Origin of the sequence: Haloferax massiliensis, assembly GCF_001368915.1 — an archaeon.
In the GTDB taxonomy this organism is placed as follows: Archaea; Halobacteriota; Halobacteria; order Halobacteriales; family Haloferacaceae; genus Haloferax; species Haloferax massiliensis.
The window spans coordinates 489,367-504,859 of the sequence record NZ_CSTE01000002.1 but is presented as its reverse complement, the minus strand read 5'-3'; the positions used below and the strand labels follow the sequence as shown (position 1 = coordinate 504,859).

Here is a 15,493-nt window from a genome sequence, read left to right as displayed (position 1 = left end):
GCGACGCCGCGAAGACGGCCGCGATGGCGCGGGCGCTCGGCACCCCCGTCGTCGGATGTGTCGTTTCGCGGTCACGAATGGCGCCCGAGGCGGTGTCCGACCTCGTGGGCGCGCCGGTGCTCGGGACCGTTCCGGAGGAGTCGTCGCCAGTCCTCACTCGTCCGACAGTTCGGGCGGCGTACAGTCGGATAGCCGACAAGATATCGGGGAAGGAGTAATATGAGCCTCCGCCTAACACACGGGCATGTCTCGACTGGCGACGGGAATCGACGTGCTCGACCGCCAACTCGACGGGGGCATCCCCGCGGGGAGCATCGTCCTCCTCGCTGCCGACCCTGCCAGCCAGTCCGAACTGTTTCTCCACGAACTGACGACCACGCGGGGGACGCTGTGGCTGACGACGGTTCGCTCCGCCGAGGCCGTCACCGACGCGCTCGAACGGAACCCCGGTCCGACGGGGAACCCCACCGTGCGCGACGTGGGCGGCGACGCCCCGCTGGACGCGGCGAGCAGTCTGGTCCGCGACCTCCCGGAGGGAGCGAACCTCGTCATCGACGTGGTCGACGTGCTCGAACGGAGCGAACCGCCCCGCTACCGGCGGTTTCTCAACGACCTCCAGACCCACATGGTCAACACGCGGGGGCTGACCGTCCTCCACGGCCTGAAAGGCGAGACGGTTCCCGACAACCGCGACCTGACCGAGCACATGGCCGACGTGGTGTTCGACCTCGATACGAAGATAGACGGCTCGGAGATCGTCAACCGACTCGCGGTCCCCAAGTTCCGCGGGGGGCGCGCGCTCAACGAGACCATCAAACTCCGGCTGGCGGAGCGCGTCACCGTCGACACCAGCCGCGACATCGCCTGACCCGAAAGTCGCGTCCGGCCGGGAGAGAGGTCGCTTAGAACGCGAAGTAACCGAACGTGGCGAGCGTGACGACCGCGGTGAGCGCCATCCACGTCCGGGCGGACAGCGCCGCGCCGCGGGAGAAGACGTAGGCGAAGTACGGTACGAGCGGGGAGAGGCGGTAGACGAACGGCACCTCGATACCGGCGCCGTATTCGAGCGAGAGCGTCAATGCGACGGCACAGAGCCCGGCGACGAGCGCGACTTTCACGTCTGTGATGTCGCGGAACTCGTCCGTCGCGGCGTCGTCTGACGAAGCCATAGCTACGAGGCGGTCGGAAGGCGAGTGTCAAGAAGCCGCCGATTCGCCGGGACGGCGAGGGCGGTTGACTCGCTTACTCTTCGTCGGCGTCGAGTTCCGCGGCGAGTTCGTCGGCGTCGATGTCGACGTCCTCGATTGCCTCTTCGATGTCGGCGCCGCCCGCGCCGCCCATCATACCGCCGAGGCCGCCCATGCCGCCCATGCCGCCCTCGATGGTCTCCTGGACGATGACGCGGTCGATGTCCAGCCGCTGCATGATGTCCTGGGCGATCTGCTGCTTGGAGAACATCCACTGCTGGTTCATCGTCATCTGCGGCGTCGCCTCGATGTAGAGCGTGTCCTTCTCGACGGTGACGGTCTCCGTCTCGGGTTCGGCGTCCTCGTCCTCGTCGTCGGACTCGACGACCTGCTCCTCTTCGACCTCGTCCGTCTGAATCCAGACTTCGGGGGCCTGCTGAAGGTACATGCCGAGGAGGCCGGAGGCCTGCTCCTCGCGGTCGTCGACGAGTTCGAGCACTTCGTACTCGTATTCGAGGTCCTCGCCGGCGAGGGGGTGGTTGAAGTTGACGCGGGCGCGACCGCCGATGATGGTCTCCAGACGACCCTGCTCGCCGTCGATGGTGACCTGCGCGCCGGGGTAGCGGTCGTCCTCGTCGATCTTGTTGGCGCTGACCGTGCGCACTTCGTCCTCGTCGTACTCGCCGAAGGCGTCGACCGCCGGAATCTCGACGGTGCCCTCGTCGCCCGCCTCGGCACCGATGAGGGCGTCGTCGACCTCGGGGAAGACGTGGCCGGCGCCGACGATGACGACGCGGGGCTCGAACTCGTAGCCCTCGACGTCGATCTCGGCCTCTTCGGCCACTTCTTTGTCCGTCGTGTCGACGACGTCGCCGTCCTCGATCGTTCGCACCGTGTACGCGAGGCGAACGAAGTCGCCGTCCTGAATACCGGACTCGACCTCTTCATCGACCTGCTCGGCCTCCGCCTGCTGTTCGTCGCTCATACACGCTACGTGACTCGTGCGACCCTTAAGAATCACGTTTCGCCGTCGCGGCGCGTTCGAGGCGGCCGACCGCCGGGAACTCGACCCCGAGGGCCGCTGTGGGGTCGAATCGCTTATATCATTGTCAATAGTTATAGAAAACGAGGCGTGTTCACATGGCACAGACCGGCTTGTTCCTCGGGTTCGTCCTCGGCGTCGTACTGCTGGCGCTGACCGTGTTTCTGACCGGTCGCGGCTGGCGACACTACTCCGTCACGAGCGTTCCGACGCCGACCGGTGGCGGGTCGGCGGGGAGCGGGGGAAGCGCCGCCCGCCGGTGGGCCGACGACCCGACGGTGCTGTCGGTCGTGTTCCTCCTCGCGGCGCTCGGGTTCGGCGCGGTGGCGGTGCTGTTCGTCGGCGGCAGCGCCATCCCCGAGGGCGTGTCGGACGCCGCGGGACCGGTCCTCGTCGCCGGGACGCTCACCGTCGTCGTCGCGTACCTCTTTTACGGCACGTATCACGCTGCACGCGGGCGGGGACTGGCGCGGTCGCAGGCGGCGCTTCTCGGGTCGTGGGTGCTCGGCCTGCTGTTCGTCGTCGGCATCGTGCTCAGGTTGGTGGGCCTCCTCTGAGATGGCGACCTCGTACGCGGGGCGACTCGACCCCCGCCACGCGCCGCGGTTGTGGTGGCTCGCGGCGCTCTGCTGGGTCGAGGCGCTCGCCGTCGGGGCGTATTTCTCCGCCTCGCCGGAGCGCGTCGAGAGCCTCCGGTACCTGTTGTACCCGCTCGTCTGGATAACCGTCGGCGCGGCGGCCGTCCTCTGGACCGACCCGCCGCGGGCGAGCCGTCGGGCGCGACTCGTCGCCGGCGCGGTCGCCGCCGCGTACTTCGTCGTCCTCGCGTCGCTGGCCGGACTGGTGTCCGTGGACTTCGCCGCGCTTCTCGGCGGGAGCCACGGCCACGCCGCCGCGCATCGCCCGACCGGCTGGCAGTTCTCGCTCGCCGCGCCCGGATGGGGGCCGCGGGTCGGCTACGCCGGCGAAGTCGTTTCGGCGACGTTCGTCCCGTACCGCGTGGCCGGCTACCTCGCGCTCGCGTACCTCGTCTACGCCGCCGCCCTCGACGCCGCGAAGAGCGCGCTTTCGGGGGCGCTCGGACTCGTTTCGTGTGTCGGCTGTACCGTCCCGCTCGTCGGCGGTCTCGCCGCGGGCGCGGCCGGCGGAACCGGCGTCGTGAGCGCGCTCCGGGCGCTCTCGGTCGACATCTCGACGCTGGTGTTCGTCGCCGCCGTGGCCCTGCTCGCGGTCGGTCCGTCGCTTGCGGGGCGGACGCGACGATGAGCCGCCGCGCCGAGGGAGGAGAGGTCCGCGCCGCGGCTCGACGCGGAGCCGTCTGGACAGTCGCGCTCGCGGTCGCGTCCGCCGTCTGTTCGACTCCTGCGCTCGCGCACGCCGGCTCGCTGGCCGGGTCGCTCCGCTCGGTTCCGGCCCCGTTCTGGCTCGTCGTCGTCTCCGGCGGCGGCGTCGTCTGCGTCTCGTTCCTGCTGTCGGCGTTCGTCACCGACGACGAGACGCTCGACGCCTTCGGGCGCGCTGGCGTTCGAGTCGGAAGGATCGCCGGGGGCGTCGGCGTCGAAGCCGCGGAAGCCGCGCTCAGGCTCCTCGGCATTGCCGCGCTCGCGCTCGTCGTCGCCTTCGGACTGTTCGGGCCGCCCGTCGGCATCGCCAACCTCGGCGTCCTGCTCGTCTGGGTCGGCTGGTGGGCCGGATTCACGATGGCCACCTACCTCGTCGGGAACGCGTGGCCGCTCGTGAACCCGTGGCGGACGCTCGGTGCGGCGCTTCGAAGTCGATTCGAGGGGAGGTGGGGGCTGCCGCGGCCGTACCCCGACCGACTCGGGTCGTGGCCGAGCGTCGTCGGTCTCCTCGGACTCGTCTGGCTGGAGGTCGTCAGCCCGCTCGCGGCGGACCCGCGGGCGCTCGCGGTCGTGGTCGTCGTCTACAGCCTCCTCACTGTCGGCGGCGCGCTCGTCTACGGCGACGCGTGGTTCCGCCGCGCCGACCCGGTCGCGCGGGTGTTCCGACTGTACGGCCTGCTCGCGCCGGTCCGACGAATCGACGGCGGCGGCCTCTCGATTTCGATTCCCGGCGCGGGGCTGGCGCGCACCCGCGAGCGACTCGGTGCCGACGACGTGGCGTTCGTCGTCGCGCTCCTCTGGGTGACGACGTTCGACGGCCTCGTCGTCACCGTCGCGTGGGGGCGCGTCCTCGACGCCGCGGCTCCGGCCCCCGCGTGGCTCGCGAACCTCGTCGGAATCGTCGCGGGCTTTCTCGTCTTCGTCGGCGGCTACCGACTGGCCGCGAGCGTCGCCCGCGGAACCGCCGACACGTACGTGACCGTCGGCTTCGTCGCCGGCTGGTTCGCGCCCGCGTTGGTTCCTATCGCCGCCGGCTACCACCTCGCGCACTTCCTCGGCTACGTCGTCGGACTCGCGCCCGCGTTTGTCGCGGTCGCGGCCTCGCCGCTGTCGCCGCCCGCGAACCCCTCGGTGCTGGTCGTTCCGGCGTGGTTCGGCGGCCTCCAGTTGGCGTTCGTCGTCCTCGGCCACCTGCTTTCGGTGTGGGTGGCCCACGCCCGCGCGTTCGACCTCTTTCCGGGTCGGCTGCAACCGCTCCGGAGCGAGTACCCCTTCGTCGCCGTCACGGTCGGCTACACGATGGCGAGCCTGTGGGTCGTCGCCCAACCGGCGGTCGGGGGTGTCGCCGGATGAGCCGCCAAGAACCGGTCGTCGTCCCCGAAACCGCCGTCCCCGACGGCGAGACCGCGGCCGCGACGTGTCCCTACTGCGACCGCCCGTTCCGACGGGAGCGACTCCGAGACCTCCACGTCGGCGACGCCCACGAGGGACTGCGCGACGGCGAAAAAGCGGCGTACGAGGCCGCGGTCGAGGCAGAGGACGAAGACCTATTCGTCTACCATCTGAAGGTTGCGGGCGCGCTCGGCGTGGTCTTCACGGCGCTGTTCCTGCTCGCAGTCGTCGGCTTCAGTCTGTGAGCGCAGCGCGAGTCATTCAGGCGTGACCGCTGTCCCCGCCGTGTTCTCCCTCGTGCGGGTCGGGCAGGCGCATCACGACCCCGGTGAGGACGGCGACGCCGGCCTGCGCGACGACGCCGCCGACCACGACGAACGATTCGCTTGCGCCAACCGCCTCCGAGCCGAGGAGGACCGCGAGTCCGACCACGACGGCTCCGAAGGCGGCCGCGAGTGCGACGGTATTCTGATTCATGCGTGATGTTACCACACCGAGGTCAAAGAAGGTACGTGCGAGTGCGGGAGAGGAGAAACGAGACGTTGTTGAAGTCCTCAGTTACTGATAGTTTGCTGTGGCCGTGCTGAATAGCGTGCGCGAATACGCCACGGAGTGAGTACGTTGCGAGTGATTCCAGCTCGACTGACCTGTACACGCCTGTCGTGAGATCTCAGTCTGACCCAAACAGCGCTTGCGTGAGTGCGCCACCGTAGGCGAATCGCGAACCGAGCCAGAGCGCGCCGAGGGTGACGCCCACTGCCATGAGGTAGGGTCCCGGCTCCGGAAGGCGACCGCTCGCCACGCGGGCAAGGCGGTCCGCCAGAACGATACCGCCGAACCAGACCGCCAAGAACGCGACATGTTGGTGAAGGGACTTCCGTCGGCGCGCGTGACGGTAACCGACGACGAGGAAGCCCACGAGCAGCAAGGTGCTTACAGCCGCGAGGGCGAGAGAGCGGAGCCGTCCGCCGAGCGCAAACGCCGAGGGGATGCCGATTACCATCGCGAGAACAAAGATGGTCTGGACGACCAGTCCAAAGGATGGTTCAGTGTTGGAGGGCTGTTCAGACACAGATTGCGGTCACGGACGACGAAGCAATGAATCTTCTCCACACGGCCGGATACCGGTCGTTCAGGTTGGCTCTACCCTAGTTACCGACCAGACCATCTCTCGTGACGCTCCCCGTTATCCCGGATACTTCGCTGAGTACACCCTCTTTCCGTGTCACACGGATTCTGTCAGGTTCTGAGAGATTCGACAGAGCCACAAAACGGAAACGACAGCGCCCAGTCAGGCCGCGTTCTCGCCGGTCGTCGCGGCGGCGACGACGAGCACGAAGACGGCCACCGCGAGCACGAGACCGGGGCCGACGACGAGCGGGTCGGTGAGTCCCCCGGGGGCGACGCGAGTCATCATGACGGTCACGCCGACGCCGACGGGGGCCGAAAACAGGAGCGCGTAGCCGACCGCGACGAGGGTTTCGCGGGAGCGCCAGCGGGAACGGGAGTCGGCTCGCACGGTCACAGGAGCGAGTACGACGCCGCGAGCGTGAGCGCCAGCGCGGCCGCGAGGCCGATGCCGACCAGATACGTCAGCGAGCGCGGCTCGAACCGGAGGTGCTGGAAGTACGCCGCGACCAACACCGCCTTGGCGGCCGACAGGACGAGGATGACACCGAAGGCCAGCCAGTAGCTCAGTCCGGCGAACTCGACCAGCACTTGGACGGTCGCCGAGACGAACAACACCGCGTAAATCGCCGTATAGAGTTTCGTGGATACCATTTCTGTCACCTCACAGGATGTAGAACAGCGGGAACAGGAACAGCCAGACGATGTCGACGAAGTGCCAGTAGAGGCCGAAGTACTCCACCGATCGGCTGTCTTCGAGGTACGCGCCCCGCCAGGCGCGCGCGGTCAGGTACAGTGCGACGACGAGGCCCGCGATGACGTGGGCGGCGTGCAGGCCGGTCGTGAGGAAGAACGTCGAGGCGCGGACGTTCGTCGAGAGCCACAGCCCCTCGTGGAACAGGTGTTGCCACTCCAGTCCCTTGTTGACGAGGAAGCCGACGCCGAGGACGAACGTGGCCCCGAGGCTCGTCACGACGCCCCACTTGTGTTGCTTCTCGGCCGCGACGAGCGCGAGGACGACCGTGAAACTGCTCGTGAGCAGGATGTAGGTGTTCACGAGCCCCGGAATCGGGTCCGGCGGAATCGGCTCCCAGCCGGTCCAGCCGAAGGCGACGCGGGTGAACACGTAGGCTCCGATGAAGCCCCCGAACAGCACCACGTCGGACGCGAGGAATATCCACATCCCGACCTTGCCGTTGTCGATGCCGGCGAAGGGCCACGCCTCGCCCTCCTCGAAGACCGGGCCGTGGAACGGTTCGAGCCCCATGGCGACGAGCGACCCGAGGGTGACGACGCCGCCCGCGACGGTCGTGGTCGCGTAGGCGGCCCCGACCATCCCCTCGGGGAACGCGGCGTCCTGAAGCGGCGAGAGGCCGAGGAGGACGAGGAACGCGCCGGCGGAGAGGACGAACGGCCAGATGCTCGCGTGGCTCGGCCCCTCGACTTCGGTCGCTTCGGCCGTCGAGAGCGCGGTCGAGACCGGAGTCGTCGCCGAGGCGGTGACGCCGCCGTCGGAGACGGCCGCGCCGGTCGGTCCGCCGGACCGGTCCTCGCTCGGTTCGACCTCGCCGATGTCGAGGAATTCGAGGTGACCGTTTCGGTAGGTCGGCGTCCCGTCGAAGTTCTCAAGCGGCGGCGGCGACGAGACGGCCCACTCGGCCGTCGTCGCGTACTCCCACGGGTTGTCGGGCGCGGGGTCGCCGACGAAGGCGCTCTTGAACAGGTTATAGAACATGATGAGAAACGACAGCCCGAGGACGAACCCGCCGACGGTGGCGAGTTGGTGCCACGGCGCGAGTTCGGGCGCGTAGTCGAACACGCGGCGGGGCGTCTCCCACGCGACGAAAAGCGGGAAGTACAGCAGGTTGAAGCCGACGAAGTAGACGGCGAAGTGGAGTTTGCCGAGGAACTCGTCGTACATCCGGCCGGTCATCTTCGGGAACCAGTAGTAGAGGCCGCCGACGAGCGCCGTCACCCCGCCGACCATCACGTAGTGGAAGTGGGCGACGACCCAGTAGGTGCCGCGGAACTCGTAGTCGAGGACGACCGCGCCGAGGAAGACGCCGGTGATGCCGCCGACGATGAACAACAGGAGCGCCCCGAAGACGAACAGAAACGGGGTCGTAAAGCGAATCTTCCCCTTCAGCATCGTGTAGATGAGCGCGAACACCATCAGGTCGAACGGCAGGGAGATGCCGATGGTGGTTATCATGAACAGCGTCTTCACCTGCAGGTTGATGCTCGTCAGGAACATGTGGTGCATCCAGACGGCGAAGCTCTGGATGGCGACGAGCACCATCGCGAGGATGAACCACTTGCGGCCGACGATGCGGCGGCCGGTGAACGTCTGGAACACCTCGGCCATGACGCCGAGCGCCGGGAAGAAGACGATGTACACCTCGGGGTGACCGAAGAACCAAAACAGGTGCGTCCACAGGAGCGCCCCCGCCGGCGACTCCATGGCGAAGTAGGTCGTCCCGAGCAGGCGGTCCGACGACAGCACCAACAGCGCCGCCAGAAGCGCCGCGAAGGCGAACAGCATCATCCAGGCCGTCAGGAGAATCGTCCAGCTGAACAGCGGGAGGTTCCGGAGCGTCAGCCCCTCGGCGCGCATCCGGTGCATCGTCGTCAGGAAGTTGACCGACGAGACGGTGACGGAGGCGACGAACAGCACGAGCGCCAAGACGGCCGTCGACGCCCCCACGTCCGGCGTGAACGTCGGAACGTTCAGCGGGGCGTACATCGTCCACCCGCCGGAGAAGGTGCCGCCTTGGAAGAACGAGACGCCGAACAGGATGCCCGAGAACAGATACAGCCAGTACGACAGCGCGTTGAGCCGCGGGAACGCGAGGTCCTTCGCGCCGAGTTGGAGCGGGACGACGTAGTTGGCGAAGCCGAACGCGAACGGCGAGAGGAACCAGAACACCATCAACAGCCCGTGGGCCGAGACGGCCTGATTGTACGCGACGGGCGCGAGAATACCCTCGCCGAGCGCGCGCGGGGCGAGCAGTTGGACGCGCATCAGCCACGCGAGGACGCCGCCGAGAACGAGGAAGAAAAGCGACGTGACGATGTAGAGGATGCCAACGTCCTTGTGGTTCGTCGTGACGAACCAGCGCTTGATGCTCCCCGTGCCGGGGAAGTCGTGGCCGTGGTCGTCGCCGCCGTGGGCGACCTCGTGGCCGCCGTCGGCCGCGGCGTCCCGCTCGGGAGACGCGTCGGTCATGGAACCACCGCCGGTCGGAGGTTCGACTCGTTCGCGGTCGCGCTGTCCGTGGTCGCGTTATCGGCGGTCGCGTTCTCCGCGGTCGTGTTCGCGTACCACGCCTCGTACTCGTCGGGCGGCATCACGATGACCTCGGCGGACATGTAGGAGTGGCCCACGCCGCAGAGCTCGTAACACTGCGCGGTGTAGGTCCCCGGTTCGTCGGCGGTGAACCACGTCTCCGTCTCCTGACCGGGGATGGCGTCGGACTTGACGCGTAACTCCGTGATGCCGAAGTTGTGGAACACGTCCGCCGTGGTAATCGTCAGTTGGACGGGCCGGTCGGCGGGGACCCGGAGCACGCCGTCGGTGGTGTGGCCGTTCGGGTAGGTAAAACGCCAGCCGAACTGATAGCCCTCGACGGCCACGTCGAGCGAGTCGTCGTCCGCGGGACCGTCCTCGACGTACAGGAGCGTCAGGTACGTCCACGAGACCAGCGAGACGACGATGACCATGCTCATGAAAAACGAGGTGAACAGCTTCCGGCCCCCGCCGCTCCCCGACGGGAGCTCCCCGAGGACGAGCCGGTTCTCGTCGTCGACGTGACCGTTTCCGGAACCGGAGCGATACCTGTACGCGTTGTAGAGCATGTACCCGACGACGACGACCCCGACGAGCGTCCCCAAAAGCAGGAACACCTCGAAGATGCTTTCGAAGACGAACTCGCGGGTCCCCCGCGGGACTAACCCCGACTGGAGCGGGAACGCGGCCGTCAGTACGAGATCCGTGACCATTGATAACACCACCCAAATAAGATAATTAACGTTCGTGATGATTATTGTTTCGGAGCTATCGGGTTCGAACGGTGTCGAGCGGCCGGTTCCGGTCGTTCACGGCGAGGCGGGGAGAACGGCGCGAGTGCGGACGGTGGAAGCGGGAGACGACAGACGCCGAACGAAAGGCCAAAGAGACGCATGTGGCGGCGAGAGGTGCGGACGACGGCGGACAACAGCGGCCGCGCCCCCGCCGGCGCTCAGACCTCGTGTTGCGGGATATCCGCGAACAGGTCGAGCAGGTAGCCGAGCGAGAGGCCGTACACCCAGTGGGCCAGAAGCGAGAACACGAGGAACGAGGCGACGACGAACGCGTCGGCGGGCGGCCAGAACGCCGGCACGAAGCCGACCCAGTAGAGCGTCGCGAACGACACGCCGCGGAGGTACTCCGGCGACTCCGGCGGGAGGAACGCGCCGACGACGACGAACGTCACCGGGAGGACGACCACGCCGCCGATGCCGAAGAGGAAGGCCCCGAGGGCGAGCGTCGGTTCGTAACCGAAGAACCTCGCCATCCCGGCGAATCGCGTAATCGGTTCGGTCGTAAAGAGGCCGAAGAGTTCGGGGATGCCGACGAGGACGGGCAGCATCAACACCGTCCCGACGAACCCGCTCGCCATCGCGGTGAGGACGACGCGGCCCGTGATTTCGTAGTCGGCGGTCTCGCCGACGTGCTGTCCAACCGCGGTAGCCGGGTTCGGCGTCTCTTGGCTCATACTCCCGTCATACTACGGGTTCTTACATGATAAAAGATAACAAATGCCACAGTACTGAGGGGTCGCCGACGCGAGTCACCGACGTTTTTGCCCCCCGGACGCGCCCGTGAGAGCATGTACGAAGTCGAGGTCAAGGTCCGCGCGGACCACGACGCGGTTCGCGAGCGACTCGACGCGGCCGAGGCCGAACGGGTCAACCGCGTCGCCCAGACGGACACCTACTACGACGCCCCGCACCGAGATTTCGCCGAGACCGACGAGGCGCTGCGCCTCCGGCGCGAATCGCGCTACGAGGGCGGCGAACTCGCCGACGAGGAGACCGTCGTCACCTACAAGGGACCGCTCGTCGACGAGTCGTCGAAGACCCGCCGGGAGTACGAGACGGGCGTCGACGACGGCGAGACGATGGACGACATCTGCGAGGCCGTCGGCTTCGAACCCGCCGCGACCGTCGAGAAAGAGCGCGAGCGGTTCGCCCTCGACGGCTACACCGTCTCGCTCGACTCGGTGTCCGGACTCGGCGAGTTCGTCGAGGTCGAAGTCGAGGTCGAATCCGGCGTCGACGACGCCCGCGAGGGGGCGTTCGCCGTCCTCCGGGAGCTCGGTCTCGACCCCGACGACCAGATTCGGACCTCCTACCTCGGAATGCTGCTCGGCGCGCCCGAGGAGTAGGCGGGCAGACGGCTCTCGGTCGTCCGCGCTCTCGGCAGATACTGCCCGAGCATACTCTCAAGTAATACGATTGTGGCCAAAGGTTTCCGCAAGTTATAGAACCGCCCGCCGGGTACGTCCCGCCAATGAGCGACCGAAATATCCGCCTCGAATCCGCCGACAAGCGCGCGGTCGAGGACCAGGAGGTCGAAATCGTCGAGCGAAAGGGCATCGGGCACCCTGACTCCATCTCCGACGGCATCGCCGAGAGCGTCTCCCGCGCCCTCTCGAACCTCTATCTCGACCGCGTCGGCAAGGTGCTTCACTACAACACTGACGAGACGCAACTCGTCGCCGGCACGGCCGCGCCCGCCTTCGGCGGCGGCGAGGTCATCGAGCCCATCTATCTCCTCATCGTCGGCCGCGCCACGAAGGAGTACGACGGCGAGAAGATTCCCGTCGACTCGACGGCGCTCCGCGCCGCCCGGGAGTACCTCAACGAGAACATCCCCGGGCTCGACGTGGGCACGGACATCATCGTCGACGTGAAGCTCGGCGAGGGCTCCGGCGACCTCCAGGACGTGTTCGGCGAGGAGACTCAGCAGGTCCCGATGGCCAACGACACGAGCTTCGGCGTCGGCCACGCCCCCCTGACCGAGACGGAGCGCATCGTCCTCGAAGCCGAGCGCGCCCTCAACGGCGCGGCCTACGGCGACGACCACCCCGAACTCGGACAGGACATCAAGCTCATGGGCAAGCGCGAGGGCGACGTCATCGACGTGACCGTCGCCGCCGCGATGGTCGACAAACACCTCGACGACATCGACGACTACGTCGCCGCCGTCGACGACGTGCGCGAGTTCGTCACCGACCTCGCCACCGACTACACCGACCGCGAGGTCAACGTCGAGGTCAACACCGCCGACGACTACGACGAGGGCTCCATCTACCTCACGACGACCGGCACGTCCGCCGAGCAGGGCGACGACGGCTCCGTCGGCCGCGGTAACCGCGCCAACGGTCTCATCACGCCGAACCGCCCGATGAGCATGGAAGCGACCTCCGGCAAGAACCCCGTCAACCACATCGGGAAGATTTACAACCTGCTTTCGACCCACATCGCCGAGACGGTCGTCGCCGAGGTCGACGGCATCCGCGACCTGCAGGTCCGCCTGCTGTCGCAGATCGGCCGCCCCATCGACGAACCGCACGTCGCCGACGCGAAGGTCATCACGGACGAGGGCGTCACCGTCGCCGACATCGAAGACGAGGTGGTCGCCATCATCGACCGCGAACTCGCGGACGTGACCGACATCACCCGCCGGACCATCGAGGGCGAACTCAGCACGTTCTGAGGCGTCGCGTCGGCGGTCGCAGAAAAGACCGCGCCGCCCGCGAGGGCGGACGATTACTTCTCGCCGTAGTACTTCTCGACCAGCCGCGCGGCCGCTTCGGCGGTCTTCCGGTAGTCGCGGTCGCCGTCCGGCGTCCGAACCGCGTACTCGTAGTGCCGACTGCTCGGCACGTACCACTTCTCGGGGAAACTGTCGAGGACGTGCCGCGGGTCGCCGTTCTTCGGCGCGCCCGCATCCGCCTCGCCGACGGGGTCGGAACCGGCGGCAACGTGCTTCTCGGACCCGTCACGGGGAGCCATCACGGACGGGTCGGACTCGACGAGAAGCGTCTCGGGCACGTCCGGGTGCGACGCCGAGATACCGCGGTGGACGCCGGGCGTGTTCGACGCCGCGAGCGTCTGATCCATCAGAATCCGCTGCATGCTAATCTCGTGGCCGTCGCCGGGGGCGCGCTGGTCGTAGGTGCCGTCGGCGTTCATCTCCCACGCCTTCCGGTTGTCGGCGAAGCCGAGTTCGAGGACGAACCGCAGCTGCTCGCGGATGTCCGGGTCCTCGACGGGCGCGACGGCCTCCACGCGCTTGTCGAGGTTGCGGGTCATCCAGTCCGCCGAGCCGACGTAGTAGTCCGGGTCGCCCGCGTTCTCGAAGTAGAAGATGCGGGAGTGTTCGAGGAAGCGGTCCACGACGCTCCGGACCGTGACGGTCTCCGAGACGCCCTCCAGCCCGGGGCGGAGCCGACAGATGTCGCGGACGAGCAGGCCGATATCGACGCCGGCCATCGACGCCTCGTACAGTTCCTCGACGATGACGGGGTCTTCGAGGGCGTTCATCTTGGCGACGATGCGGGCGTCGCGGCCGGCGCGGGCGTGTTCGGCCTCCCGGCGGATGCACTTCGTGAACTCGCTTCGCATCGTCACGGGCGCGATGAGGAGCTTCCGGAACTCCTCGTCCAAGGAGGGGCCGGTGAAGAAGTTGAACACCTTCACGAGGTCCTGTCCGATGTCGCGGTCGGCGGTGAGAACGCCGAGGTCGACGTAGCCCTTCGCGGTCCCGGAGTGGTAGTTGCCGGTGGCGACGTGGGAGTAGAGGCGGACGCCGTCTTCCTCCTCGCGGACGACGAGCGCGGTCTTCGTGTGCGTCTTGAGGCCGATGGTGCCGTAGGCGACGTGGATGCCCTCCTCTTCGAGCCGCCGCACCCATTCGAGGTTGTTCTGCTCGTCGAACCGCGCTTTGAGTTCGACCATCGCCGCGACCTGCTTGCCGTTGTCGGCGGCGTCGATGAGCGCCTCGATTACCTTCGAGTCCGAGGCCGTCCGGTAGATGGCGGCCTTGATGGCCAGCACGTCGGGGTCGGTGGCGGCCGCGTCGAGGAACTGTTGGACGGTGTCGCCGAACGAGTGGTAGGGGTGGTGCAACAGCACGTCCTTGCGGCGAATCTCGTCGAAGACGGTGTCGCCGCCCTCCCCGGCCGCCTCGGGAGAAGCCCCGCCCGAACCGATTCCCGCGTCGGTGGGGCCGAGGGCCGAAAACCGCGGGTGCGGCTGGGGCGTCCACGACTCCAACGAGAGGTCCGGGCGGTCGAGGTCCGCGAGGTCCATCAGCTCGCGGTAGTCGAGCGGCCCGCGGAGTTCGAACACCTCGCGGTCGTCGAGGTCCAACTGCTCGACGAGGAGGTCCCGCGCCGCCTCGGGCGCGTCGGCCTCGATTTCGAGGCGGACGACGGTGGCGAAGCGGCGCTGTTCGAGCACCTCCTCTATCATGTCGATGAGGTCTTCGGCGACCTCCTCGTTGCGGCGGACCTCGGCGTTCCGGGTGAGTTTGAACACCGCGGTGTCCACGACCTCGACGTTCGGGAACAGGAGGTCGAGGTTGGCGCGGATGACCTCCTCAAGGAGGACGTACCGGACCTCGTCGCCGTCGGTGTCGACCTCGACGAGTCGGGGGCGGTTCTGCGGAATCTTCACGCGCGTGAACGTCTGGTCGCCGTCGTCGTCGCGGGTGACGACCGCGAGCGAAAGCGAGAGGTTCGAGATGAACGGGAACGGATGGGCCGGGTCGAACGACAGCGGGGTGAGCGTCGGCAACACCGAGAGTTCGAAGTAGTCGCGCATCTCCGCGCGCTGGGCGGGCGTCAGCTCGTCGTAGTCGCAGATGCGGATTCCCGCGTCGGCGAGCGCGGGGCGAATCTCCTCGCGGTAGCACGCGGCCTGTCGCTCGAACATGGGTCGGGCCTTGTCGATGGCCTCCTCCCACTGCTCGCGGGGCGTCCGGCCGTCGGTCGTCCGCTCGGTCACGCCGGCGTCTATCTGCTGTTTCAGCCCGCCGACGCGCTTCATGAAGAACTCGTCTAAGTTCTTCGTGAAGATGGAGAGAAAGCGGACCCGTTCGAGAAGCGGGTTCCGGTCGTCGAGGGCCTCGTTGAGCACGCGAGACTGGAACGCCAGCTCGCTCAGCTCGCGGTTGAGGTAGTACTGCGGGTCGGCGAGGTCGATGTCGGCTGGCGACTCGTCGATCATTGGCATCGAGTGGGCATCGAAGTGGCGGCAGTTGTTCGTCGAGAGCGGCCGCGGGCGGTCGGCGATCGTACGAAACAGAAACGGCGTGAAATCTATTAAGCGGTTTATATTGTTTCGCCGTCTGT

At 67.5% G+C, this 15,493-nt stretch carries 17 protein-coding genes and 1 pseudogene; 8 read left to right on the top strand and 10 right to left on the bottom strand.

Annotation, left to right across the window (positions count from 1 at the left end):
• Positions 1–218 (top strand): annotated as a pseudogene (locus tag BN996_RS06595) (CDP-4-keto-6-deoxy-D-glucose-3-dehydrase); the annotation flags it as partial.
• A gap of 26 nt (positions 219–244) precedes the next feature.
• Complete coding sequence (locus BN996_RS06590; protein WP_089777705.1) at positions 245–868, top strand: RAD55 family ATPase; 624 nt, start codon at positions 245–247, stop codon at positions 866–868.
• A 34-nt stretch (positions 869–902) separates the two neighbouring features.
• Here the strand turns inward: BN996_RS06590 and BN996_RS06585 are convergent, their stop codons facing one another.
• Both BN996_RS06585 and BN996_RS06580 read right to left on the bottom strand, forming a co-directional pair.
• Positions 903–1,169, bottom strand: coding sequence for a DUF8049 family protein (locus BN996_RS06585; RefSeq protein ID WP_089777704.1), 267 nt, complete (start codon positions 1,167–1,169; stop codon positions 903–905).
• A gap of 73 nt (positions 1,170–1,242) precedes the next feature.
• Complete coding sequence (locus BN996_RS06580) at positions 1,243–2,172, bottom strand: FKBP-type peptidyl-prolyl cis-trans isomerase (RefSeq protein WP_089777703.1); 930 nt, start codon at positions 2,170–2,172, stop codon at positions 1,243–1,245.
• A 155-nt stretch (positions 2,173–2,327) separates the two neighbouring features.
• Between BN996_RS06580 and BN996_RS06575 the strand changes: the two genes are divergently transcribed.
• The 4 genes from BN996_RS06575 to BN996_RS06560 are packed head-to-tail and all read left to right on the top strand — an operon-like array spanning position 2,328 to position 5,209.
• Positions 2,328–2,786, top strand: a complete 459-nt coding sequence (locus BN996_RS06575; RefSeq protein ID WP_089777702.1) for a hypothetical protein — start codon at positions 2,328–2,330, stop codon at positions 2,784–2,786.
• A gap of 1 nt (position 2,787) precedes the next feature.
• The gene (locus tag BN996_RS06570) at positions 2,788–3,495 is read left to right on the top strand and encodes a DUF7546 family protein (RefSeq protein WP_089777701.1); all 708 of its coding nucleotides are present in this window, start codon (positions 2,788–2,790) and stop codon (positions 3,493–3,495) included.
• On the top strand, positions 3,492–4,925 hold the full coding sequence (locus tag BN996_RS06565; protein WP_089777700.1) for a hypothetical protein: 1,434 nt from the start codon (positions 3,492–3,494) through the stop codon (positions 4,923–4,925). Before BN996_RS06570 ends, BN996_RS06565 begins: the two co-directional genes overlap by 4 nt.
• Positions 4,922–5,209: a DUF7410 domain-containing protein gene (locus BN996_RS06560; protein ID WP_089777699.1), complete on the top strand. Its 288-nt coding sequence runs from the start codon at positions 4,922–4,924 to the stop codon at positions 5,207–5,209. The genes BN996_RS06565 and BN996_RS06560 overlap by 4 nt, the downstream gene beginning before the upstream one ends.
• Before the next feature lie 16 nt (positions 5,210–5,225).
• Here BN996_RS06560 and BN996_RS06555 read toward each other — a convergent pair whose 3' ends face one another.
• From BN996_RS06555 to BN996_RS06525, 7 genes are all read right to left on the bottom strand, one after another.
• On the bottom strand, positions 5,226–5,441 hold the full coding sequence (locus BN996_RS06555; protein WP_089777698.1) for a hypothetical protein: 216 nt from the start codon (positions 5,439–5,441) through the stop codon (positions 5,226–5,228).
• Between the two features lie 193 nt (positions 5,442–5,634).
• Positions 5,635–6,036 carry a hypothetical protein gene (locus BN996_RS06550; protein ID WP_089777697.1) on the bottom strand — a complete coding sequence of 134 codons (402 nt, stop codon included), beginning with the start codon at positions 6,034–6,036 and terminating at the stop codon, positions 5,635–5,637.
• 219 nt (positions 6,037–6,255) lie between these two features.
• Positions 6,256–6,489, bottom strand: a complete 234-nt coding sequence (locus BN996_RS06545) for a hypothetical protein (RefSeq protein WP_089777696.1) — start codon at positions 6,487–6,489, stop codon at positions 6,256–6,258.
• Positions 6,486–6,746: a cytochrome C oxidase subunit IV family protein gene (locus BN996_RS06540; protein ID WP_007274417.1), complete on the bottom strand. Its 261-nt coding sequence runs from the start codon at positions 6,744–6,746 to the stop codon at positions 6,486–6,488. The genes BN996_RS06545 and BN996_RS06540 overlap by 4 nt, the downstream gene beginning before the upstream one ends.
• A 10-nt stretch (positions 6,747–6,756) precedes the next feature.
• Positions 6,757–9,318, bottom strand: a complete 2,562-nt coding sequence (locus tag BN996_RS06535) for a cbb3-type cytochrome c oxidase subunit I (protein WP_089777695.1) — start codon at positions 9,316–9,318, stop codon at positions 6,757–6,759.
• Positions 9,315–10,091: a cytochrome c oxidase subunit II gene (gene coxB / locus BN996_RS06530; protein ID WP_089777694.1), complete on the bottom strand. Its 777-nt coding sequence runs from the start codon at positions 10,089–10,091 to the stop codon at positions 9,315–9,317. The genes BN996_RS06535 and coxB overlap by 4 nt, the downstream gene beginning before the upstream one ends.
• Before the next feature lie 239 nt (positions 10,092–10,330).
• Complete coding sequence (locus BN996_RS06525; RefSeq protein WP_089777693.1) at positions 10,331–10,846, bottom strand: DUF6789 family protein; 516 nt, start codon at positions 10,844–10,846, stop codon at positions 10,331–10,333.
• A gap of 114 nt (positions 10,847–10,960) precedes the next feature.
• Here BN996_RS06525 and cyaB point away from each other — a divergent pair, with 114 nt between their 5' ends.
• Together cyaB and BN996_RS06515 are read left to right on the top strand one after the other, a co-directional pair.
• Entirely contained in the window at positions 10,961–11,518 is a 558-nt protein-coding gene (gene cyaB / locus BN996_RS06520; protein WP_089777692.1) for a class IV adenylate cyclase, read from the top strand.
• A gap of 125 nt (positions 11,519–11,643) precedes the next feature.
• Complete coding sequence (locus tag BN996_RS06515; protein WP_089777691.1) at positions 11,644–12,852, top strand: methionine adenosyltransferase; 1,209 nt, start codon at positions 11,644–11,646, stop codon at positions 12,850–12,852.
• A gap of 53 nt (positions 12,853–12,905) precedes the next feature.
• On the opposite strand, the gene ppk1 is transcribed toward BN996_RS06515, so the two are convergent.
• Complete coding sequence (gene ppk1 / locus BN996_RS06510) at positions 12,906–15,368, bottom strand: polyphosphate kinase 1 (protein ID WP_089777690.1); 2,463 nt, start codon at positions 15,366–15,368, stop codon at positions 12,906–12,908.
• Between the last annotated feature and the right edge of the window lie 125 nt (positions 15,369–15,493).